The organism is Streptomyces sp. NPDC006372 (assembly GCF_040612515.1).
Classification (GTDB): Bacteria; Actinomycetota; Actinomycetes; order Streptomycetales; family Streptomycetaceae; genus Streptomyces.
Window position 1 is genome coordinate 876,395 of record NZ_JBEXQJ010000001.1, and the last position, 21,779, is coordinate 898,173.

At 69.4% G+C, this 21,779-nt stretch carries 20 protein-coding genes and 1 tRNA gene; 11 read left to right on the forward strand and 10 right to left on the reverse strand.

Annotated elements, in window-relative coordinates:
- Nucleotides 1–18 precede the first annotated feature (18 nt).
- Nucleotides 19–1,608 carry a beta-N-acetylhexosaminidase gene (locus ABZ016_RS03875; protein ID WP_356914920.1) on the reverse strand — a complete coding sequence of 530 codons (1,590 nt, stop codon included), beginning with the start codon at nt 1,606–1,608 and terminating at the stop codon, nt 19–21.
- Nucleotides 1,609–1,763: 155 nt separating this feature from the next.
- Complete coding sequence (locus tag ABZ016_RS03880; protein ID WP_356914921.1) at nt 1,764–3,329, reverse strand: metallophosphoesterase family protein; 1,566 nt, start codon at nt 3,327–3,329, stop codon at nt 1,764–1,766.
- A gap of 186 nt (nt 3,330–3,515) precedes the next feature.
- Between ABZ016_RS03880 and ABZ016_RS03885 the strand changes: the two genes are divergently transcribed.
- A complete protein-coding gene (locus tag ABZ016_RS03885; protein WP_356914922.1) occupies nt 3,516–3,773 on the forward strand; it encodes a hypothetical protein in 258 nt (85 codons plus the stop codon).
- A gap of 13 nt (nt 3,774–3,786) precedes the next feature.
- Nucleotides 3,787–5,604 (forward strand): glutamine--fructose-6-phosphate transaminase (isomerizing), encoded by a 1,818-nt coding sequence (gene glmS, locus ABZ016_RS03890; RefSeq protein WP_356914923.1) that lies wholly within the window; start codon nt 3,787–3,789, stop codon nt 5,602–5,604.
- A gap of 105 nt (nt 5,605–5,709) precedes the next feature.
- Here glmS and ABZ016_RS03895 read toward each other — a convergent pair whose 3' ends face one another.
- Nucleotides 5,710–6,270 (reverse strand): GPR1/FUN34/YaaH family transporter, encoded by a 561-nt coding sequence (locus ABZ016_RS03895; RefSeq protein WP_356914924.1) that lies wholly within the window; start codon nt 6,268–6,270, stop codon nt 5,710–5,712.
- 118 nt (nt 6,271–6,388) lie between these two features.
- Complete coding sequence (locus ABZ016_RS03900) at nt 6,389–6,916, reverse strand: universal stress protein (RefSeq protein ID WP_031114250.1); 528 nt, start codon at nt 6,914–6,916, stop codon at nt 6,389–6,391.
- Nucleotides 6,917–7,232: 316 nt separating this feature from the next.
- Here ABZ016_RS03900 and ABZ016_RS03905 point away from each other — a divergent pair, with 316 nt between their 5' ends.
- The 5 genes from ABZ016_RS03905 to ABZ016_RS03925 all read left to right on the forward strand — a co-directional run bounded on the left by ABZ016_RS03905 (nt 7,233) and on the right by ABZ016_RS03925 (nt 11,446).
- Nucleotides 7,233–7,565 carry a hypothetical protein gene (locus ABZ016_RS03905; protein ID WP_356914925.1) on the forward strand — a complete coding sequence of 111 codons (333 nt, stop codon included), beginning with the start codon at nt 7,233–7,235 and terminating at the stop codon, nt 7,563–7,565.
- A gap of 377 nt (nt 7,566–7,942) precedes the next feature.
- Nucleotides 7,943–9,238, forward strand: coding sequence for a helix-turn-helix domain-containing protein (locus ABZ016_RS03910; RefSeq protein ID WP_356914926.1), 1,296 nt, complete (start codon nt 7,943–7,945; stop codon nt 9,236–9,238).
- A gap of 129 nt (nt 9,239–9,367) precedes the next feature.
- Nucleotides 9,368–9,970: an oligoribonuclease gene (gene orn, locus ABZ016_RS03915; protein WP_356914927.1), complete on the forward strand. Its 603-nt coding sequence runs from the start codon at nt 9,368–9,370 to the stop codon at nt 9,968–9,970.
- A 115-nt stretch (nt 9,971–10,085) separates the two neighbouring features.
- Nucleotides 10,086–10,158 (forward strand) — tRNA-His (locus ABZ016_RS03920).
- Nucleotides 10,159–10,255: 97 nt separating this feature from the next.
- Entirely contained in the window at nt 10,256–11,446 is a 1,191-nt protein-coding gene (locus ABZ016_RS03925) for an MFS transporter (RefSeq protein ID WP_356914928.1), read from the forward strand.
- 46 nt (nt 11,447–11,492) lie between these two features.
- Here the strand turns inward: ABZ016_RS03925 and ABZ016_RS03930 are convergent, their stop codons facing one another.
- Complete coding sequence (locus tag ABZ016_RS03930) at nt 11,493–12,548, reverse strand: LacI family DNA-binding transcriptional regulator (protein WP_356914929.1); 1,056 nt, start codon at nt 12,546–12,548, stop codon at nt 11,493–11,495.
- Nucleotides 12,549–12,946: 398 nt separating this feature from the next.
- Here ABZ016_RS03930 and ABZ016_RS03935 point away from each other — a divergent pair, with 398 nt between their 5' ends.
- The 4 genes from ABZ016_RS03935 (at nt 12,947) to ABZ016_RS03950 (ending at nt 17,743) form a co-directional block, all read left to right on the forward strand.
- A complete protein-coding gene (locus tag ABZ016_RS03935; RefSeq protein ID WP_356914930.1) occupies nt 12,947–14,272 on the forward strand; it encodes an ABC transporter substrate-binding protein in 1,326 nt (441 codons plus the stop codon).
- A 5-nt stretch (nt 14,273–14,277) separates the two neighbouring features.
- Complete coding sequence (locus tag ABZ016_RS03940) at nt 14,278–15,291, forward strand: sugar ABC transporter permease (RefSeq protein ID WP_356914931.1); 1,014 nt, start codon at nt 14,278–14,280, stop codon at nt 15,289–15,291.
- An 11-nt stretch (nt 15,292–15,302) separates the two neighbouring features.
- A complete protein-coding gene (locus tag ABZ016_RS03945; RefSeq protein ID WP_356914932.1) occupies nt 15,303–16,208 on the forward strand; it encodes a carbohydrate ABC transporter permease in 906 nt (301 codons plus the stop codon).
- A 98-nt stretch (nt 16,209–16,306) separates the two neighbouring features.
- Nucleotides 16,307–17,743, forward strand: a complete 1,437-nt coding sequence (locus ABZ016_RS03950; RefSeq protein ID WP_356914933.1) for a GH1 family beta-glucosidase — start codon at nt 16,307–16,309, stop codon at nt 17,741–17,743.
- 107 nt (nt 17,744–17,850) lie between these two features.
- Here ABZ016_RS03950 and ABZ016_RS03955 read toward each other — a convergent pair whose 3' ends face one another.
- The 5 genes from ABZ016_RS03955 to ABZ016_RS03975 form a co-directional block, all read right to left on the reverse strand.
- Nucleotides 17,851–18,264 carry a DNA-binding protein gene (locus tag ABZ016_RS03955; RefSeq protein WP_356914934.1) on the reverse strand — a complete coding sequence of 138 codons (414 nt, stop codon included), beginning with the start codon at nt 18,262–18,264 and terminating at the stop codon, nt 17,851–17,853.
- The gene (locus tag ABZ016_RS03960; RefSeq protein WP_356914935.1) at nt 18,246–18,530 is read right to left on the reverse strand and encodes a hypothetical protein; all 285 of its coding nucleotides are present in this window, start codon (nt 18,528–18,530) and stop codon (nt 18,246–18,248) included. The genes ABZ016_RS03955 and ABZ016_RS03960 overlap by 19 nt, the downstream gene beginning before the upstream one ends.
- A 65-nt stretch (nt 18,531–18,595) precedes the next feature.
- Complete coding sequence (locus ABZ016_RS03965) at nt 18,596–19,480, reverse strand: carbohydrate ABC transporter permease (RefSeq protein ID WP_356914936.1); 885 nt, start codon at nt 19,478–19,480, stop codon at nt 18,596–18,598.
- Nucleotides 19,477–20,457 carry a sugar ABC transporter permease gene (locus ABZ016_RS03970; RefSeq protein WP_356914937.1) on the reverse strand — a complete coding sequence of 327 codons (981 nt, stop codon included), beginning with the start codon at nt 20,455–20,457 and terminating at the stop codon, nt 19,477–19,479. Before ABZ016_RS03970 ends, ABZ016_RS03965 begins: the two co-directional genes overlap by 4 nt.
- Nucleotides 20,454–21,767 (reverse strand): ABC transporter substrate-binding protein, encoded by a 1,314-nt coding sequence (locus ABZ016_RS03975; RefSeq protein WP_356914938.1) that lies wholly within the window; start codon nt 21,765–21,767, stop codon nt 20,454–20,456. The genes ABZ016_RS03970 and ABZ016_RS03975 overlap by 4 nt, the downstream gene beginning before the upstream one ends.
- Nucleotides 21,768–21,779 lie beyond the last annotated feature (12 nt).

Genomic DNA, 21,779 nt, shown 5'->3' on the forward strand with positions numbered 1-21,779 from the left:
CACGCACCCGCAGGCGCATCACCGCCCGCCAGACCCCCACGGCACCTGCGGCGACCGATACCACTCAATCCCCAGGGCATCCCACCGCTCAGCCTGCGCAGCAAGCCGCCCCTTGTACCGCTCCCAGTCATGCGAAGCCGCCGAAGACCACCCCAACTCGGCAACCCCCGGCAACCGCGGAAACGCCATGAACTCCACATGCCCGGAGTTCTCCAGCGTCTCCGACCACATCGGCGCCTCGACCCCCCGCACGGCCCCGCCGGGCACCCCCGGCAGATACGCCCCGGGATCCCAGTCGTACGACCGCCGCACCTCGACGTACCCCGCCCAGGACAACCCCAGCGGCGTCTCCTTGGTGTACTTCATGTCGAGATACACCCGGTCGGCCGGCGACAGAATCAGCCCCGTCCCGTTCTGCGCGGCCTTCACGACCTGCGCCTTCTCCTCCGCACTCGTACCGTCCAGACCCCAGTACTGCGCCAACGCCCCCCGCGAGGGGCTCGCCCCGGTCAGCTGGTGCCAGCCGACCACCGTCTTGCCGTACTTCGCGACGAGCGGCTGCACCCGCTCCATGAACGTCACGTAGTCCTCATGGCTGGTCGAATGCGCCTCGTCGCCCCCGATGTGGAGATACCTGCCCGGCGTGAGCGCGGCGAGCTCCCGGATCACGTCCTCCACGAAGTCGTACGTGACCTCCTTGCCGACGCACAGCGAGCTGAAGCCGACCTCGGTGCCGGTGTAGAGCGGGGGCGCCACGCCGTCGCAGTTCAGGTCGGCGTAGGAGGCGAGGGCCGCGTTGGTGTGGCCCGGCATGTCTATCTCGGGGACGACCTCCAGGTAGCGGGAGGCGGCGTAGCGCACGATCTCCCGGTAGTCGGCCTTGGTATAGAAGCCGCCGGGACCGCCGCCGACCTCCGTGGAACCGCCGTACGTCGCGAGGCGCGGCCAGGAGTCGACGGCGATGCGCCAGCCCTGGTCGTCGCTGAGGTGCAGATGCAGCTTGTTGATCTTGTAGAGGGCGAGCTGGTCGATGTAGCGCTTGACCTGGTCGACGGTGAAGAAGTGCCGGGAGACGTCGAGCATCGCGCCGCGCCAGCCGTAGCGCGGGGTGTCGGAGACGGTGCCGCCGGCGACGAGCCACGGTCCGGGCTGGACGGAGCTCTTCTCGACGGCCGCCGGGAGCAGCTGGCGCAGGGTCTGCACGCCGTGGAAGAGGCCGGCGGGTTCGGCCGCCGTGATGGTGACGCCCTCGCGGCCGCTGTCGAGGCGGTAGCCCTCGGCGCCGAACGGGCCTTGGGCGAGGTGCAGTCGGATACCGCCGGTCCCGTGGGCGGTGACGGGCAGGCGGTAACCGGTGGAGGGGCGGAGGATCCGCGCGAGGTACTCGCCGATGCCGCGGGTCTCGCGGGAGTCGTCGACGCGGATGTGGGTGCCTCGGGTGATCCGGTAGGGGGACCCGCCCGGCGCGACCGAGGCGGGCGCGGGGATCACGCGGTCGAGCGGGGTGGGCGATGCCCCCGCCGCGGGGGTGGCCCCTGTCACGGAGACGCCCATCGCCACCAGCAGCAGGGAACCGAGAAGGCGGAGCGTTCTGTGGTGCTGTCTCACACGGCCGTCTCTCACAAGCGTGTCCCTTCCATGAGCCGTAGAGCCCCAAGAGGTCTGGACCACTCTCTCGTGAGTCGGGGCAGACAATCCACCCCGCGGCGGAGATCCGTTGCGGTCCGGGCCGGACGCGGAAGCCCGGCCCGGGCCGCCCGGTCCTACTTGGCGCGGCGGGCCACCGTGAAGTGGTCGATCCGGTCGCCGGTCTCCGCGATGCCCTGCACCTTCAGGGTCGTGTAGTGGCCCTTCGGCGCGGGAGTGACGTCCACGCGCAGGAACGAGTAGTTCAGGTAGCGCACGCGCGACCACGCGACGGTCTCGTTCTGCTTGCCGTCCTTGAGGTTCACGAAGGAAGCCACGGAGTCGACCTCGTGCTCGTGCCCCTCGTAGGAGTCGGGCGCGCTGAACGCGTACAGGCTGCGGCCGGCCGCGCCCGCCGTCACGTACACCACGCCCTCGGTCTCGGGGTACGCCGTGCCGCCGATCGGCAGCTTCTTGGCGACCTTGTCACCCTTGATCACGTCGGTGCGCTCGTACTGGTGGTTGTGACCGTTGATCACGAGGTCCACCTGGTACTTCTCGAACAACGGCACCCACTCCTGGCGCACACCCCCCTCCGAGGCGTGCGAGGTGGAGGTGCAGTAGGCGCAGTGGTGGAAGAACACCACGACGAAGTCGACGTCCTTCGCGGCCCGGTACCTCTTCAGCTGCGCCTCGAACCACTTGGTCTGGGTGCCGCCGGAGATGCCGAGGTTGGCCGGGATCTCGAAGGACACGTCGTTGGGGTCGAGCGAGATGACCGCCGTGTTGCCGTGGACGAAGGAGTAGACGCCCGGCAGATGCTTCTTGTCAGGCCCGTTGTCGGGGAGCCTGAAACGGGCCTCCTCGCCGCCGTAGCCGTTCGGCGAATACCAGGCCTCCATGTCGTGGTTGCCGTACGACACCATCCACGGGACGGACTTGGCGACCGTCTCGGTCTGGGCCAGGAACTGGTCCCAGGTGCGCGAGTCGAAACCGGTGTCGGAGGTCTTGCCCTGGCCGGTCGGGTCGCCGTAGGCGATGTCGCCCGCGTGCAGGTGGAAGGCCGGGTTCTGGCCGAGCAGCAGGCTGTTGTTGGCGAGGCCGTGGTAGCTGACGCCCTGGTCGCCGAAGGCCGTGAAGGTGAAGGGCGCCTTGTGCGCGGGGGCGGTGGTGAAGGTGCCGAGGGTGCCCAGCAGGTGCGGTTCGGCCGGGTCGAAGCCCTGGTGGCCGACGCCGTAGTAGTAGGTCCGGCCCGGTCGCAGGTGGGTCAGCCGGGCGTGGAGGTAGTACTGGGTGTGGTCGCCGCTCGCGCCGACACCGGCCGGGGTGAAGAGGGTGCGGACCTCGGCGTCGATCTTCCGGGAGAGGTCCGTGGGGTGGGCGCCGATGCGAATGAACGGCTTCTTGACGGCGACCGGGACCTGCCAGGAGACGGTCATCTCCGTGCGCGGGTCGTTGCCGTAGGCGAGGTGGCGGCCGAAGGGGGCGACGAAGGCGCCGTCGACGGCCTCGGTCGCGGGAGCGGTGCGCGCCGTGGGAACGGCGGCCTGGGCGGTGGCGCCGGGAACGAACGCGCCACCCGCGACGGCGCCGAGCGTGACGGCACCGCCTCTGATCATCGTGCGCCGGGAGAATCTGGCGCGCAGGTACTCGTGCTGCTCGGCCATACTCATGCGCTCGGCGAGCCGCTCGGGTACGCCCATACGAGGAATGTCCATGGCGTCCAAAAATCGACGCCTCGGGCAACGGGATGCGGGACGTCCGGTGGACGCTTCGCGAACAAGCGCTCATGACAGGTTCAACGTTCCCCCAAAGATCCCCAACAGCCATCTGCCCGAAACCGGGCAGGATCCTTGCGAAAGTGCCGCCGGTGCCCCAGGATCTAGCGAGTGCACGACGAACTCGTTGATCACCTGACGCGGTCCACGCCTCTCAACCGGGGCGAGGCACTGCGGGTGATCCAGGACGTGCTCGCCTGGTTCGACGAGACGACCGAGGAGTACGTCCGTCGCCGCCACCGCGAGCTCCAGGCCCAGGGCCTGGTGAACGCGGCGATCTTCGAGCGGATCGGGGCGGATCTGAAATATCGCGCGGTGGCGCCGCCGGAGCTCTCGCTCCGGCAGCTGCGGCGTATCGTCTACGGCTGAGGAATACCTGTACATGTGCGGAATCGTCGGTTACATCGGGAAGCGTGACGTCGCCCCCCTCCTGCTGGAGGGCCTCCAGCGCCTGGAGTACCGCGGCTACGACTCCGCGGGCATCGTCGTCACGGCCCCGAAGGCGTCCGGCCTGAAGATGGTCAAGGCCAAGGGCCGCGTCCGCGACCTGGAGGCCAAGGTCCCGGCCCGCTTCAAGGGCACGACCGGCATAGCCCACACCCGCTGGGCCACCCACGGCGCCCCCTCGGACGTGAACGCGCACCCGCACCTGGACGCCGAGGGCAAGGTCGCCGTCGTCCACAACGGCATCATCGACAACGCCGCCGACCTGCGCCGCAAGCTGGAGGCGGACGGCGTCGAGTTCCTGTCCGAGACCGACACCGAGGTCCTCACCCACCTGATCGCCCGCTCGCAGGCCACGAAGCTGGAGGACAAGGTCCGCGAGACCCTCCGGCTCATCGAGGGCACCTACGGCATCGCCGTGCTGCACGCCGACTTCCCCGACCGGATCGTCGTCGCCCGCAACGGCTCCCCGGTCGTCCTCGGCATCGGCGAGAAGGAGATGTTCGTCGCCTCGGACATCGCCGCCCTGGTCGCCCACACGCGCCAGATCGTCACCCTCGACGACGGCGAGATGGCCACCCTGAAGGCCGACGACTTCCGCACGTACACGACGGAGGGCACCCGCACCACCGCCGAGCCCACCACCGTCGAGTGGGAGGCCGCCTCCTACGACATGGGCGGCCACGACACCTACATGCACAAGGAGATCCACGAGCAGGCCGACGCCGTGGACCGCGTGCTGCGCGGCCGCATCGACGACCGCTTCTCCACCGTGCACCTGGGCGGCCTGAACCTGGACGCCCGCGAGGCCCGGCGCATCCGCCGCGTCAAGATCCTGGGCTGCGGCACCTCGTACCACGCGGGCATGATCGGCGCCCAGATGATCGAGGAGCTGGCCCGCATCCCCGCCGACGCCGAGCCGGCCTCGGAGTTCCGCTACCGCAACGCGGTCGTCGATCCCGACACCCTGTACGTCGCGGTCTCCCAGTCCGGTGAGACCTACGACGTCCTGGCCGCCGTGCAGGAGCTCAAGCGCAAGGGCGCGCGGGTCCTGGGCGTGGTGAACGTGGTCGGCTCGGCGATCGCCCGCGAGGCGGACGGCGGCATCTACGTGCACGCCGGGCCCGAGGTCTGCGTGGTCTCCACGAAGTGCTTCACCAACACCACGGTGGCCTTCGCGCTCCTCGCCCTGCACCTCGGCCGCACCCGCGACCTGTCGGTCCGTGACGGCAAGCGCATCATCGAGGGCCTGCGCAAGCTGCCCGCGCAGATCGCCGAGATCATGGAGCACGAGGAGGACGTCAAGAAGCTGGCCCTCCAGTTCGCCGAGGCCCGCTCGATGCTCTTCATCGGCCGTGTGCGGGGCTACCCGGTGGCCCGCGAGGCCTCGCTGAAGCTCAAGGAGGTCTCGTACATCCACGCCGAGGCCTACCCCGCCTCCGAGCTCAAGCACGGCCCGCTGGCCCTGATCGAGCCGGCCCTCCCCACGGTCGCGATCGTCCCCGACGACGACCTGCTGGAGAAGAACCGCGCCGCCCTGGAGGAGATCAAGGCCCGCAGCGGCAAGATCCTCGCGGTCGCCCACCAGCACCAGGAGAAGGCCGACGAAACCATCGTCGTCCCGAAGAACGAGGACGAACTCGACCCCATCCTGATGGGCATCCCCCTCCAACTCCTGGCGTACCACACGGCCTTGGCCCTGGGCCGCGACATCGACAAGCCGAGGAACCTGGCGAAGTCGGTGACGGTTGAGTAAGTGACCCTCTTTTAGGGGCGATGACGGACCCCCACGCGCTGCCACCAGGCACGGGGGGTCCGTTTTTCATCGCCGGGAAGCCGCCCAACTCCCCAGCCGGCGCAGCTAACCGGTGGCCGTCACCCCCCGGCCGGCAGCACGTCGAGGCAGAACAGTCGGCCAGTGCGCCAACACCGCGGTAGCGGCATACCAGGCCACCGCACCCGCGGCGACGGCGAACCAGCCCCCCACCTTCACGAGCCCGTCGTTGCCGGCGAAACTCGCGATCGCCATGAGCAACAGGGCGACGAAGAACAGCCCGTACACGCCCTGCCCGAGCCGATCCCCTCCCGCGAGCGTCAGGGAAAGCGCCACGAGGGCGAACAACAGCAGGAACAGCCCTGCCTCGTTGCCGGAGGCCGTGTCGGACACGGCCCACGTGAACCACAACGCCCCGAGCACCGGGAACGCCGTACCCTCGGCGAAGTCCCGCTCCCGGAGAGCCATCATCCCGGCGACGAAGAGGGCGATCCCGCCCACGTACTGGGCGATTGACACGGCGTCAGCGGCTGACACCCCGTCGATCACATCGGCGTGCCCCAGCCCGAAGGCCAACAGGGTGATTCCAAGAGCGAGTCGACCGACCACGGTCGTGGTTCCGCTTCCCGCGGAGACGTCTTTGTCCACGGCGGGGCTCCCTTCGTGCATGTGCAGTTGTGCGGTGTCCCGTATATGCCCTTCACAAGGGCACAAAGCACCTAGTACGCACGAGTAGATTCGCGCGTCGCACCAAGGGAGTTGAGCGTCAGGGAATGACGACGACGGGCCGCTGTGCCCGCTTGGCGAGCCGCCCGGCGACCGAGCCGAAGATCCGTCCGACGATGCCGTGGGTCGACCCGACGACGATCGCGTCGGCCTCGTACTCCCGGCCGACCTCTTCGAGTTCGTGGCAGATGTCCCCGCCGCGCTCGACCAGGATCCAGGGAACCTCGGCGAGGTAGTCCGCACAGGCCAGCTCGAGACCGAGCACCTCGGTCCGGTGGTCCGGCACGTCCACGAAGACGGGCGGCTCACAGCCGGCCCACACCGTGGTCGGCAGCCGGTTGGCGACATGGACGATGATCAGGCCCGAGCCGGAGCGATGGGCCATGCCGATCGCGTACGCCAGGGCGCGCTCACTGGAGGTGGAGCCGTCGAAACCGACGACCACGCCGTGCTTGAAGGCGGGATCGCAGGAATGGCGTGGCTCTTCCGCCGCCAGGGGCTCGGCCGCCGTGGGATCGGCGACGGGCCGCTTGCGGTCCGCGGGTTCGAAGAATTCGTGACCGGCCATGGCTGTCTCGGCGTTGTGATCCTTATATGGGGGACGACAGAGTGCGGCGGAGCTGTGTCCGGGAATGGTCTTCCCAACCCCATACCCCCAAGGGTACGGCGGCACGCCTCCTTAGCCCAGACCCCGCCCGCCGTGCGTGCGGGTTCCAGGGAGCATGCACGAGGCGACGCCCGTAACGCAATGGTTGCTGCGCTGTACAGGCGGTTTGCACAGGATTCACTTACCCCTGAGGGTGATCCGGGGTCATCCGGTCGCACAGTGACCTGCCCCGGGGGCCGAGCGTTGAACCCCGTGAGCCACGCCACAGGGAGCACGCATGTCCGGACCACGCCCCGCCTCCGAGGCGGACCGCGGGACCCCGCCGCCGCGGGACACCGCGACGGAGGTGGTCCGCTGGGCGGCCTTCAGCTGCCTGCTCGTCCCGGTCGTGCTCCTCGGGTACGGCACCTCGCCGGCCGGTGCCGCCGGCACCGCCCTCGGCCTCGCGGCCGTCACGGGCGCCTGCCGGGTGCTGCTGCGCCAGTCCGAGCGCGGCGCGGCGCGCATGGCGGCCGAGGACCGGGCGCCCCACCGGGGCAGGCACCACCGCACCGGAACGGGGTCGCACCGTGGCGGACGGCACACCGGAGGAGATACACCGGTCAGCTGACCGGTTTCCGTGCACGTGCACGTCGGTTTTCAGCCAACTTCTCGCACCCGTGCATCACCGTGCCCCACCACCCCCCAACCCCCGTTTGACCTGCACGGAAAGGGCCTCCAGGGCCCTGCGCACCCTACGTGGATTGGCCACCGCGACAAGGCGCACTTCCCTGCACGCCCCACGAGTGCAACGCTTCGTGATCGAATGCTTCACGCCAAGTTGCCAAGTCGACAATCTGCCGAGTGCCGAACCGGCCAACTCGGCGCGACGGGACACAGTAGATTCGATCTTGACTGTCTACGGCGGGGGACTCGTGCAGGACCGAGGGGAAACGTGCAGGAGCGACACAACCGAGGAGCCGCGACCACCGAGGGGGGCTTAGCAGTATGAGCCACGACTCCACTGCCGCGCCGGAAGCCGTGGCCCGGAAGCTTTCCGGGCGACGCCGCAAGGAGATCGTCGCGGTGCTGCTGTTCAGCGGCGGCCCCATCTTCGAGAGTTCCATACCGCTGTCGGTGTTCGGGATCGACCGCCAGGACGCCGGGGTGCCGCGCTACCGACTGCTGGTGTGCGGGGGTGAGGACGGCCCGCTGCGGACCACAGGGGGCCTGGAACTCAGCGCACCGCATGGCCTGGAAGCGATCTCCCGCGCGGGCACGGTCGTCGTACCGGCCTGGCGTTCGATCACTTCTCCGCCACCGGAGGAGGCGCTCGACGCGCTGCGCCGGGCCCACGAGGAGGGCGCCCGCATCGTCGGGCTGTGCACCGGCGCCTTCGTCCTCGCGGCGGCCGGCCTGCTGGACGGCCGCCCCGCGACGACACACTGGATGTACGCGCCGACGCTGGCCAAGCGCTACCCGTCGGTGCACGTCGACCCGAGGGAGCTGTTCGTCGACGACGGCGACGTGCTGACGTCGGCCGGCACGGCCGCGGGCATCGACCTGTGCCTGCACATCGTGCGCACCGACCACGGCAACGAGGCGGCCGGTGCCCTGGCCCGGCGGCTCGTCGTGCCCCCGCGCCGCAGCGGCGGCCAGGAGCGCTACCTCGACAGGTCTTTACCGGAGGAGATCGGCGCCGACCCGCTGGCCGAGGTCGTCGCCTGGGCGCTGGAGCACCTCCACGAACAGTTCGACGTGGAGACGCTGGCGGCACGCGCGTACATGAGCCGCCGTACGTTCGACCGCCGCTTCCGCTCGCTGACCGGGAGCGCCCCGCTGCAGTGGCTGATCACGCAGCGGGTGCTCCAGGCGCAGCGCCTGCTGGAGACGTCGGACTACTCGGTGGACGAGGTGGCGGGGCGCTGCGGCTTCCGGTCGCCGGTCGCGCTGCGCGGGCACTTCCGCCGCCAGCTGGGCTCGTCCCCGGCCGCGTACCGGGCCGCCTACCGGGCCCGGCGCCCGCAGGGCGAGCGGCCCCAGGACACCGAGGCCGCCCAGGGCGGGCCCGGGTCCGGCGTCCCGGGCGGCCACTCCACCCACCCGGGCCACCCCGGTCAGCCGGGCCAGCCGCCCGGCTCCCTCCACCCGGAGCACCCCGTCCCGATCCAGTCCCGCCGAACGGCGGCGGCCGGTGCGATCGGGGCGCCCCCGGCGCTGTCGGCCTCGGCCGCGTCGGACAACGGTCGGGAAGCGTACATATCGTCCCGGGCGAGCCTGCCGGGGCAACGCAGCGCGACATGATCGGGTGACCGGGTCCGCGGGGTGAAGCCTCCGCGGACCCGGCTTCCGTTCCGGGGCCCGCCGGGCCTTGCCCACGAGGTCACCGCACCGCCGGCTCGGCCCGGGGCGGCCCGCCGTAAGGTGAGACACATGAACGATCGCATGGTGTGGATCGACTGCGAGATGACCGGCCTCTCGCTGTCGGACGACGCGCTCATCGAAGTGGCCGCCCTCGTGACCGACTCCGAGCTGAACGTGCTCGGCGAAGGAGTGGACATCGTCATCCGGCCGCCGGACCGGGCGCTGGAGACGATGCCGGAGGTGGTGCGTCAGATGCACACCGCGTCCGGGCTGCTCGCCGAGCTGCCGGACGGCACGACGCTGCAGGACGCCGAGGAGCGGGTCCTGACGTACGTGAGGGAGTTCGTCAAGGAGCCGGGCAAGGCCCCGCTGTGCGGCAACTCCGTCGGCACGGACCGCGGCTTCCTGCTGCGCGACATGCCGACGCTGGAGGACTACCTGCACTACCGGATCGTCGACGTGTCGTCGATCAAGGAGCTGGCCCGCCGCTGGTACCCGCGGGCGTACTTCAACAGCCCGCAGAAGAACGGCAACCACCGCGCGCTCGCCGACATCCGCGAGTCCATCGCCGAACTGCGCTACTACCGCGAGGCCCTTTTCGTCCCGCAGCCCGGGCCCGACTCGGACACCGCGAAGACGATCGCCGCGAAGCACGTTCTGCCTGCTCAGTAGGCGCGACAGGGGCCCGTCGGGGGGCGCCGGGAAAGGCGTGCGCGAGCACCCCTTCGGACCCTGTACACTTTTTCTCGGCCGGTCGGGGAAGTCACTGACCTCCAAGCCGGTCATGGTGGGTGTAGCTCAGCTGGTAGAGCACCTGGTTGTGGTCCAGGATGCCGCGGGTTCGAGTCCCGTCACTCACCCTGAGCGATCAGCCGGTGGTTTCGACAGAAGCCACCGGCTGAAGCTTTTTGCGCGCCGGTCCCGGCCCTGGCGACGGTCGCGGTTACGGTCGGCGCCATGGACGGTGGACATCGCGGATGGCATGCGTGTGTGCTCGGCGGGGCCGTGTTCGCCGTATGCATGGCCGGCACCACGCTGCCGACGCCCCTCTATCCCCTCTACCAGGCCAAGTTCGGGTTCTCCGACCTGACGGTGACCGTGGTGTACGCCCTCTACGCCTTCGCGGTCATCGCGGTGCTGCTGCTGGTCGGCAACGCCTCGGACGCCGTGGGCCGGCGCCCGGTGCTGCTGTGCGGACTGGCCTTCGCCGCGGCGAGCGCCGTCTGCTTCCTCTGCGCCACCGGGCTGGACTGGCTGTACGCGGGACGGCTGCTGTCGGGGCTGTCCGCCGGGCTGTTCACCGGTGCCGCCACGGCCTACGTGATGGAACTGGCGCCGGAGGGCGGCACCTCCCGGGCCACCTTCGTGGCGACGGCCGCCAACATGGGCGGACTGGGCATCGGTCCGCTGCTGTCCGGAGTGCTGGCGCAGTACGCCGACTGGCCGCTGTACCTGCCGTTCGTCGTCCACCTCTGCTTGGTGGCCGGGGCGGCCCTCGTCGTGCTGCGCCTCGCGGAGACCGTGCGGGAGCGGCGGCCGCTGCGCACCGTACGGCCGCAGCGTCCCGCGCTGCCCCCGCAGGTGCGGGCGGTGTTCGCGCCCGCGGCGATCGCCTCGTTCGTCGGCTTCGCGCTGCTGGGGTTGTTCACCTCGGTCAGCCCGGACTTCCTCGCCCGGTCCCTGGACCTGCACAACCACGCGGTGAGCGGTCTGGTCGTCGCGCTCGCCTTCTTCTCCTCCACCGCGGGGCAACTGGCGGTAGGTGTGGTCGGCGTCCGGCGCTCCCTCCCCCTCGGCTGCGCCGGACTCCTCGCCGGACTGGCGCTGCTCGCGGGCGCGCTGCGGTGGGGCCTCCTGACGCTGGTCGTCCTGAGCGCGATCGTCGGCGGGGTCGGACAGGGGCTGGCGTTCCGCGGCGCGCTCGCCGAGGTGGCCGCCGCGTCTCCCGGGCACCAGCGCGCGGAGGTCATCTCGACCCTGTTCGTGGTGGCCTACACGGGCATCTCCCTCCCGGTGATCGGCGTGGGCCTCCTGACCCACCCGATCGGCCTGGAGGGCGCGGGGCTGGTGTTCATCGCCTGTATGGCCGTGCTGGTGTCGGTCGCGGCCGCCTACCTGCTCCGCCGTCCGGTACCGGCGAGGACGTGACCGCGCTTCTCCCGAGCGCCAGTTGGGCGGGGGAAAGGACGGGCCGTCACGACGACGACCGCACCACCAGTTCCGTGGCGAGCACCATCTGACGCCGGTCCAGGCCCCGGGACGCCAGGGGGCGGCGGTCGGCGACCTCGGTGAGGAGGAGGTCGATCATCCGTCGGCCCATCTCCTCGATGGGCTGGCGGACGCTGGTGAGGGGCGGGTCCATGTGGCGGGCGATGGCGGAGTCGTCGTAGCCGACGAGCGCCACGTCGTCGGGGATGCGGCGCCCGGCCTCGCGCAGCGCCTGGCGGGCGCCGGCCGCGGTGACGTCGGAGCCGGCGAAGACGGCGTCCAGGTCGGGGTGGCGCTCCAGCAGCGCCTCCATGGCACGGCGGCCGCCCTCCTCCGTGAAGTCGCCCCCTTCGATCAGCGCCTCGTCCACCCCGTGGCCCGCGTCGCTCAGGGCGTCGCGGTAGCCGTCGACACGACGCTGGGCGCCGTAGACGTCGAGGCGGCCGGTGATGTGGGCCACCCGGCGGCGGCCGCGGGACAGCAGGTGCTCGACGGCCTGACGGGCACCGCCGTAGTTGTCCGAGTCGACCGACGGCAGCGTCTCCGCCGACGATCGCGGGCCGCTGATCACTGCCGGGATCTCCAGCTGCGCCAGCAGGTCGGGCAGCGGGTCGTCCGCGTGGACCGAGACCAGCAGCACACCGTCCACCCGGTGGGCGGCCAGGTACTGGGCGAGCCGCTGCCGTTCCCGGTCGCTGCCCGCGAAGATCAGCAGCAGCTGCATCTCCGTGTCGGAGATCTCCGCCCCGACGCCCTTGAGCATGTCGGAGAAGTACGGCTCCGCGAAGAACCTGGTCTCCGGCTCGGGCACGACCAGCGCGATCGCGTCCGTACGGTTGGCGGCCAGGGCGCGGGCCGCCGTGTTGGGGACGTAGCCGAGCTCCGCGACGGCGGCCTCCACCGCCGCCCGGGTCGCGTCACTGACTCTCGGCGAACCGTTGATCACCCGGGAGACGGTGCCGCGGCCGACACCGGCGCGCGCCGCCACCTCTTCGAGGGTGGGCCGGCCACCGCTTCGGCCCCGCGCTCCGTGGCTTGCCATGGGCTCCGCCTTCCCGTCCAGACCCGCACTCTGCGGCTGGCCTGGAATTTAACAGGCCCGCCGATGGAAGTGACCGCTGTGGAGGGCTGCCGCCCCGGGCCTTCCGCTTCCACCGGACGAGCTTGATCGACTGGCTGGATACCGCCGCCCCGGGCGGCAACCGTTCCCGGTCGGGGGCCAGTTAACAGCCCGATAACTGAACGCATATCTCCCTGTCCGGTCCCTTGACACCCCCGCCCCGACCCGCGAACCTTCAACACATCACTGGTGGGAGCGCTCCCACAGTACCTGACACATACACAACCCGCACGTTCCCCGCCCGCGCCGAAGCGAGTAAAAAACGGGTCCAACATGCAGTTGGCCGGGGGGTCGGCACGTCAGGGCAACAGGAGGACGACATGCGAGCACGCATCCGAACCGCCCGCAAGGCGATGGTTCTCGCGGCCGTCGCGTCGCTGGGCGCCGGGCTGCTGGCCGGCTGTGCCGACGACGGCGGAAACGACGGCTCCGGCTCGTCGGACGGAGACGGCAAGGGCAAGACGACGATCTCGCTGGGGCTCTTCGGCACCATGGGCTTCAAGGAATCCGGCCTCTACGCCGAGTACGAGAAGCTCAATCCCAACATCAAGATCACCGAGAACGTCATCGAGCGGAACGAGAACTACTACCCGGCGCTGCTGAACCACCTCACCACCAACAGCGGCCTGCTCGACGTCCAGGCCGTCGAAGTCGCCAACATAGCCGAGGTCACGGCCACTCAGTCCGACAAGCTCGAGGACATGTCCAAGGTTTCGGGCGTGAAGCCGGACACCTGGCTCGACTGGAAGTGGAAGCAGGCCACGACCAAGGACGGCCGGACGATCGGCCTCGGCACGGACGTCGGCCCGATGGCGCTCTGCTACCGCAAGGACCTGTACCAGAAGGCCGGGCTGCCCACGGACCCCGCCGAGGTCGGCAAGCTGTGGGCCGGTGACTGGGCCAAGCTGGTCTCCGTCGGCGAGCGGTACAAGGCGAAGGCCCCCAAGGGCACCTACTTCATGGACTCCCCCGGCGGCCTGCTCAACGCGATCCTGGGCAGCGAGAAGGAGAAGTTCTACGACGCCTCCGGCAAGGTCATCTACAAGACGAACCCGGCCGTCAAAGCCGCCTTCGACCTGACCTCGGAGGCCGCCGAGAAGGGGCTGGTCCAGTCGCAGACGCAGTTCCAGCCGTCGTGGGAGACCACGATCTCCAAGAGCCTGTTCGCCACGATCTCCTGCCCGCCGTGGATGCTCGGCACGATCAAGGGCAAGTCGCAGCCCGACGCGGCCGGCAAGTGGGCCGTGGCCGCGGCGCCCAAGGGCGGCAACTGGGGCGGCACCTTCCTCACCGTGCCGAAGAGCGGCAAGAACGTGAAGGAGGCCCAGAAGCTGGTGGCCTGGCTGACCGCTCCGGAGCAGCAGGCGAAGCTGTTCAAGGTGCAGGGCAACTTCCCGAGCACCCCGGCCGCCTACACCAGGCCCGAAGTGACCGGCGCGAAGAACGAGATGACCGGTGACCAGCCGATCGGCACGGTCTTCGCCGAGGCCGCCAAGGGCGCCCCGGTCCAGGTGATCGGCCCGAAGGACCAGATCATCATGCAGGGTCTGTCGGACAACGGCGTGTTCCTGGTGACGAAGGGCAAGTCGGCGGACGAGGCCTGGAACTCCGCGGTCAAGACCATCGACAACAAGCTGGACCAGTGACCCGTATGGCCACCCGTCACGACACCGCCGCGCCCCCCGTGGAGGGGGGCGCGGCCCCGGGTCGCCCGCCCGGGGACGCCGCGGCCGTGGAGAAGGAGCGGCGGCGCCGGGACCGGCTGTCCCGTCGCTGGCAGCGGGACATCCGCTGGAGCCCGTACGCCTTCGTCTCCCCGTTCTTCCTGCTGTTCGTCGCGTTCGGCCTGTTCCCGTTGATCTACACGGGCTGGGCCTCGCTGCACCAGGTGGAACTGACGGCGCCGACCGACATGAACTGGGTCGGACTGCGCAACTACACCAGGATCTTCGACGACGAGTTCTTCTGGAACGCGGCGAAGAACACCCTGACCATCGGCATCATCTCCACCGTTCCGCAGTTGCTGATGGCGATGGGCATCGCCCACATCCTCAACTACAAGCTGCGGGCCTCGACGTTCTTCCGGGTCGCGATGCTCGCGCCGTACGCGACGTCGATCGCCGCGGCCTCGCTGGTGTTCGTGCTGCTCTTCGGCCGTGACTACGGCATGATCAACTGGCTGCTCGACATGGTCGGCATCAACCCGGTCGACTGGCAGAACGACAAGTGGCCCTCGCAGATCGCGGTCTCGACGATCATCATCTGGCGCTGGACGGGCTACAACGCGCTGATCTACCTCGCCGCGATGCAGGCGATCCCGCAGGACCTGTACGAGTCGGCGGCGCTGGACGGGGCCAACCGCTGGCAGCAGTTCCTCCATGTGACGCTGCCGGCGCTGCGCCCGACGATCCTGTTCACCGCCGTCGTCTCGACGATCGGAGCCTCGCAGGTCTTCGGTGAGCCGCTGCTGTTCGACGTCAACAAGGGGGCGTCCGGCGGCGCGGAGCACCAGTTCCAGACGCTCGGGCTGTACCTGTACGAGCAGGGCTGGGTGGCCCAGCACCTGGGCCGGGCCTCGGCGATCGCCTGGACGATGTTCCTGATCCTGATCGTCATCGGCATCGTCAACTACGTCATCTCGCGCCGGCTGCGCGCCAGTAGTTAAGGAGTGTGGCCGTGACGACGACTGTGACGCCCCCGGACACCAAGCCCGTCGAGACTGCCAAACGCCCCCGGTTGCCGAAGTCCGCGCGGGCCGGCGGGACGCTGCACGGCGGTCCGATCGCGTACGCGATCCTCATCGTGTTCACGATCGTGTCGCTGTTCCCGCTGGTGTGGACGGCGATCGCCGCCTCGCGCGACAACCAGCGGCTCGCGCAGACGCCGCCGCCGTTCTGGTTCGGCTCGGGGCTGTTCGACAAGCTGGAGATCGCCTGGAACGAGGCCAATCTGGGCGAGGCGTTCTTCAACACCACGATCGTGGCGGGCACTTCGGCGCTGACCATCGTCTTCCTGTCGACGATCGCCGGTTTCGCCTTCGCCAAACTGCGGTTCAGGGGCCGTGGCGCGCTGATGCTGATCGTGATCGGCACGATGATGGTGCCGCCGCAGCTGAGCGTGATCCCGCTGTACATGATGGTCGCCAAGCTGGACTGGACGGACCAGTTGCAGGCGGTGATCTTCCCGTCGCTGGTGAGCGCGTTCGGTGTGTTCTTCATGCGGCAGTACCTGATCCAGGCGCTGCCGGACGAGATCATCGAGGCCGCCCGGGTCGACGGGGCGAGCAGCTGGCGGGTGGTGTGGCACGTGGTGTTCCCGGCGGCGCGGCCGGCGATGGCCGTGCTCGGGATGCTGACGTTCGTGCAGACCTGGAACGACTTCATGTGGCCGTTCCTGGTGCTGACCCAGATGGGCAACCCGACCGTGCAGGTCGCGGTCGCGGGTCTGGGCCGCGGCTACACGCCCGACCAGTCCCTGATCATGGCGGGCGCGTTGCTGGGCACGCTGCCGCTGCTGCTGGTGTTCGCGATCTTCGGCAAGCAGATCGTGGGCGGCATCATGCAGGGTGCCGTGAAGGGCTGACCCGCCGTCCGTGGGGCCGGGTCAGCGCCGCTCCGGCCCCTCATCCTCCCCCTCCCCCCTCCACCGTCGGTCTCACGACCTCCAATGGGAGCGCTTCCATGCCTGACTCCGAGAACCCGGCCACTTCGGTGACCTTCCCTCCCACCTTCCTCTGGGGCGCGGCGACCTCCGCGTACCAGATCGAGGGTGCGGTGCGGGAGGACGGCCGTACGCCGTCGATCTGGGACACCTTCAGCCATACGCCGGGCAAGACCGAGGGCGGCGACACCGGTGACATCGCTGTCGACCACTACCACCGGTACCGCGAGGACGTGGCGATGATGGCGGAGCTGGGCCTGGGTGCCTACCGCTTCTCCGTCTCCTGGTCCCGGGTGCAGCCGACGGGGCGCGGCCCGGCGGTCCAGAAGGGGCTGGACTTCTACCGCCGGCTGGTCGACGAGCTGCTGTCGAAGGGCATCCAGCCGGCCGTCACGCTCTACCACTGGGACCTTCCGCAGGAGCTGGAGGACGCGGGCGGCTGGCCGGAGCGGGACACGGCGCACCGTTTCGCCGAGTACGCGCGGATCGTCGGTGAGGCGCTGGGCGACCGTGTGGAGCACTGGATGACGGTCAACGAGCCGTGGTGCAGCGCGTTCCTCGGCTACGCCTCCGGGGTGCACGCCCCCGGCCGTACGGATCCGGCTGCCGCCTTGCGGGCCGCGCACCATCTGAACCTGGCGCACGGGCTGGGCGTGTCCGCGCTGCGGTCGGTGATGCCGGCCCGCAACCAGGTGGCGGTCGCCCTCAACTCGGCGGCGGTGCGGCCGCTTTCGCAGGAGCCGGCGGACCTGGCCGCGGCCCGGAAGATCGACGACCTGGCCAGCGGGGTCTTCCACGGCCCGATCCTGCACGGCGCCTACCCGGAGTCGCTGTACGTGGCGACGGCCGGGGTCACGGACTGGGACTACGTCCTGGACGGCGATCTGGCGTTGATCAACCAGCCGTTGGACGCACTGGGCCTCAACTACTACACGCCCTCGCTGGTGTCGGCGGCGGACCCGAACGCGAAGGGGCCGCGCGCCGACGGCCACGGGGCGAGCGAGCACTCGCCGTGGCCGGGCGTGGACGACGTGGCGTTCCACCAGACTCCCGGCGAGCGCACCGAGATGGGCTGGACGGTCGACCCGACGGGCCTGCACGAGCTGATCATGCGCTACACCCGCGAGGCGCCGGGGCTGCCGCTGTACATCACCGAGAACGGCGCGGCCTACGACGACAAGATCGACTCCGACGGCCGGGTGCACGATCCGGAGCGCGTCGCCTACCTCCACGGCCACCTGTCCGCGGTGCGCCGCGCGATCGCCGACGGCGCGGACGTCCGCGGCTACTTCCTGTGGTCCCTGCTGGACAACTTCGAGTGGGCGTACGGCTACGGCAAGCGCTTCGGCGCGGTGTACGTGGACTACGCGTCGCTGGAGCGCACCCCGAAGACGAGCGCCCGCTGGTACGGGCGGGCTGCGCGGGCGGGGGCATTGCCGGAGGTGGGGGCGGTCTAGCCACCTCGGAGGCGGTTCAGCCGCCTCGGGGGCGGGGGGGACGGGGCGCGGCACCTTAGGGGAGTGCCGCGCCCCGTGTGTTTCGCGTCCGCCCGAAGCGATCGTCATCAGACGGCGACGAGACGCACCCTGTCCCCGCAGAGCTTGGACATGTCGTCGATGTCAGAGGTGAGCATGACCACCGGACGACGCTGGCGCAGCGCCATTTCCGCCACTGCCGCGTCGATCGCGTACGTGTGCCCGTGCAGTCCCGCGCTGATCAGCATGGCCGAGGCGGCCTTGGCCTCCTCGTCGCCGATCGGCACGATCCGCAGGCCCGAGAGGACCCAGGCGAGTCGAGCCCTGTCCGTTCTGTGGTGGACCGCCTCGATGAGGGTGAGCGCGCTGATGACCACTTCCATCCCCCGTTTGCGCGCCTCGGCAACCAGGGCGACGACAGGTTCATGATCACCGATGAACCCGGACAGCCCCTCGCAGTCGAGCACGAGAGTGCCTTCGTGACTCAGCTTGCGGCGGGCCACTGGCCCTCCTCGGCGAACACCTCGTCGAAGACCTGGCGCGCGCGTTCCTGCTCGTGTTCGGAGATCGGCCCGTTGCGGCGTTCGTAGTCGGCGAGGTACTCGTCCAGGATCTGACCCCGCAGCTCACGCTCGACGGCGTCCGTGATGAACGCCGAGAACTCACGCTTGCCGACCCGCCGCCGGATCGCCTCCGCTGTCCCTTCCGGAAGGGAGAGGCTGACCCTGGTAGCGGGCCCCTCACCGACGCCGTACGGAATTTCACCCATGGGTCGAGATTATCAAACAAGTAGGAAACTCGCCGCAGTCGTCAGCGGGCCGCTTTCGGAAGAGGTCAGCCCTTGTTGGCGCCCAGCGTCAGGCCGCTGACGAACTGCCGCTGGAGCACGAAGTACACGATCAGGGTCGGGATCGCGGTGAGCAGGGCGCCGGCGGCGACCAGGTTGGGGTCGGTGAAGTACTGGCCGGAGAGGTTGTTCAGCGCCGAGGTGATCGGCATGTTCTGGCCGGTGGAGATCAGGACGATGGCCCAGAAGAAGTCGTTGTAGATCCAGATGGAGAGGAGGGTGGCGAGGGCGGCCATCGCGGGCTTGCACAGCGGCAGGACGATCTGCCAGTACAGCCGCCAGACGGAGGCGCCGTCGACGAGGGCGGCCTCGGTCAGCTCGTGCGGCAGGGAGCGCATGTAGTTGCTGAGCACGAACGCGCAGAAGCCGGACTGGAACGCCACGTGGATCAGGACCAGGCCGAGGGCGGAGTCGTAGAGCTTGCCGCTCATGGTGATGCCGGGCAGGTCGATCAGCAGGTACAGCCGGTACAGCGGGGTGATGATGACCTGCTGGGGCAGCAGGTTGCCGGCCGTGAAGACCAGCAGCAGGAACAGGTTGAGCCGGAAGTCGAAGCGGCTGACGTAGAAGGCGACCATCGAGGACAGCAGCAGCGTGAGCAGTACGGCCGGCACTGCGATGATCAGGGTGTTGCCGAGGTAGTGCAGCATGTCCGACTGCTGGAAGGCGGCCGTGAAGTTGTCGAAGCTCAGCTTGTCGGGCCAGGAGACGTAGCCCTTGGTGCTGGTCTCCGCGTACGGACGCATGGCCGCGAGCAGGGCCCACAGCAGGGGGGCGAGCCAGGCCAGGGCCGTGACGACGAGGAAGGTGTGCAGCAGGATCCGGGCGGGGCGGACGGGGGTGCGCTGCTTGCTCACCAGGGCGTGGCTCATGCGCGCCGCTCCTTCCGGAAGGTCGCGATCAGGTAGGGGATGATCACGGCGAGGGAGATCACCAGCAGCACGACGGCGATGGCCGAGCCGTATCCGATGCGGCTGGACTCGCCGATGATGTTGTTGGTCACCAGGATCGACAGCAGTTCGGTGCCCTGGGCGCCCTTGTTGAAGACGAAGACCAGGTCGAAGGCGCGCAGCGCCTCGATGATGGTGACGACCAGGACGACGGTGTTGGTCGGGCGCAGCGTCGGGAAGACGACGTTCTTGAACGTCTGCCATTCGTTCGCGCCGTCGAGGGCGGAGGCCTCGCGCAGGGAAGGGTCGACGCTCTTCAGGCCGGCCAGGTAGAGGATCATCATGTAGCCGGCGTGCCGCCAGGAGGCGGCGACCAGGACGGCCCACAGGTTGAGGTCCGGGTTGCCGATCCAGTCGATGTAGTGGCCGGGCTCGTTGGCGCCGATGATGCTGTTGATCAGGCCGGTGTCGGGGTTGTAGACGAGCTGCCAGACGAATCCGGTGACCGCGAGCGAGACCACGACGGGCAGGAAGAACGCGGTCTGGTAGACGCGGCTGAAGCGGATCCGTTTGTCCAGCTGCACGGCGAGGAACAGGCCGAAGGGCGTGGGCAGCAGGATCAGCACGACGAACCAGATGACGTTGTGCTCGACGGCGGGCCAGAACTGCGGGTTGCTGGTGAACAGTTCCCGGAAGTTCTGCAGGCCGACCCACGTGATGGAGTCGAAGCCGATGCCGTCCCAGGTGGTGAAGGCCAGCGCGATGGAGGCCAGCGCCGTCAGCCACACCAGGGCGACGTGCAGGATCGTCGGCACCCCCGCCATCAGGCCGAGCGTGACGCGGTCGCGACGGGTCAGCAGGCGGCCGTGGCCGTGTGCGGGGCGCTTCTTGACGGGTGCGGTGCCCGCAGGCGGCACGAGGGGCGCCGCCTGCGGGGACTTCGTGGTGTCGGTGCTCATGCGGACGCGAAGATCGTCTTCTTCTGGCGCTCGATCGACGAGAGGATGCTGTCGACGTTCTTGGGGTTGCGGATGAAGTTCTGCAGCGCGGGCTGCATCACGGTGGAGGTGAAGTCCGGCCGGGAGTCGCGGTCCATGAACTGCGTCAGGCTCTTGGCGCTGGAGATCATCTCGAAGGACTTCTTCTGGAGCGCGGTGTAGGAGGAGGTGTCGGCCTTGGTGGAGGCGGCCACCACGCTCGAGTCGGCCTTGAGGTAGATCAGCTCGGCCTCAGGGGTGCCCAGGTACTCCAGGAGCTTGACGGCGCCGTCGCGGTTCTTCGGGGCCTTGGAGAGCATGAAGCCGTCGGTGGGCGCCTCGACGGTGTCCTGCCCGAACTGCGGGTCGATCTCCGGGAAGGCGAAGAAGTCAAGATCGTCCAGATCGGCCTTGTTGGTGAACTGCTGGCCGACGAAGGTGCCCAGCAGATACATGCCGGCCTTCTTCGCCACCAGGGTCTGTGCCGCGTCCTGCCAGGTGCGGCCCACCGCGCCCTGCTGGTGGTAGGGGAGGATCTCCGTCCAGTGGTCGAAGACCTTGCGCACCTTGGGGTCGTTCCAGGAGGCCTTGCCCGCCATCAGGTCGACGTGGAAGTCGTAGCCGTTGGTGCGGAAATTGATCTGGTCGAAGGTGCCCATGGCGGGCCAGGCGTCCTTGTCGCCGAAGGCGATCGGGACCAGGCCGTCCTTCTGCATCCGCTTGCACAGGGCGACGAAGTCGTCCCAGGTGGTGGGGACCTTGTAGCCGTGCTGGGCGAAGACGCTCTTGCGGTAGAAGACCGCCCACGGGTACGTGTACAGCGGCACGAAGTAGTACTTGCCGTCCTCGCCCTTGCTGAGCTTCTTCATCGCGTCGGGGAAGTCCCCGCCGATCTTCTGCCACACGTCGTCGATCGGGGCGGCCAGCTTCTTCGCCGCGAAGAACTGCATGCGGTAGCCGGCGAACCAGGTGAACACGTCGTCGGGCGTGCCCTGCAGGTAGGAGTTGATCTGCTCCTGGAACGTGTTGTGGTCCTTGGTGTTCACGTCGACCTTGATGCCGGACTTCTTGGCGAAGGCGGCGTAGATCTCGGCGAACGCCTTCTTCGGGACGGCGTCCGAGGAGTTCGAGCCGAGCGTGACCGTCTTCGGGTCCGCGGCGGTGCCGCTGCCGCCGCAGGCGCTCAGCAGGGGTATGCCCGCGCCGAGGAGGGCCGCGCCGCCCATGCCGCGCAGGAGGGTGCGGCGGCTGGGGGCGGGGAGGGACAGTCCGGAGAGGGAGTGGTCGTGCATGAACGGCTCCTG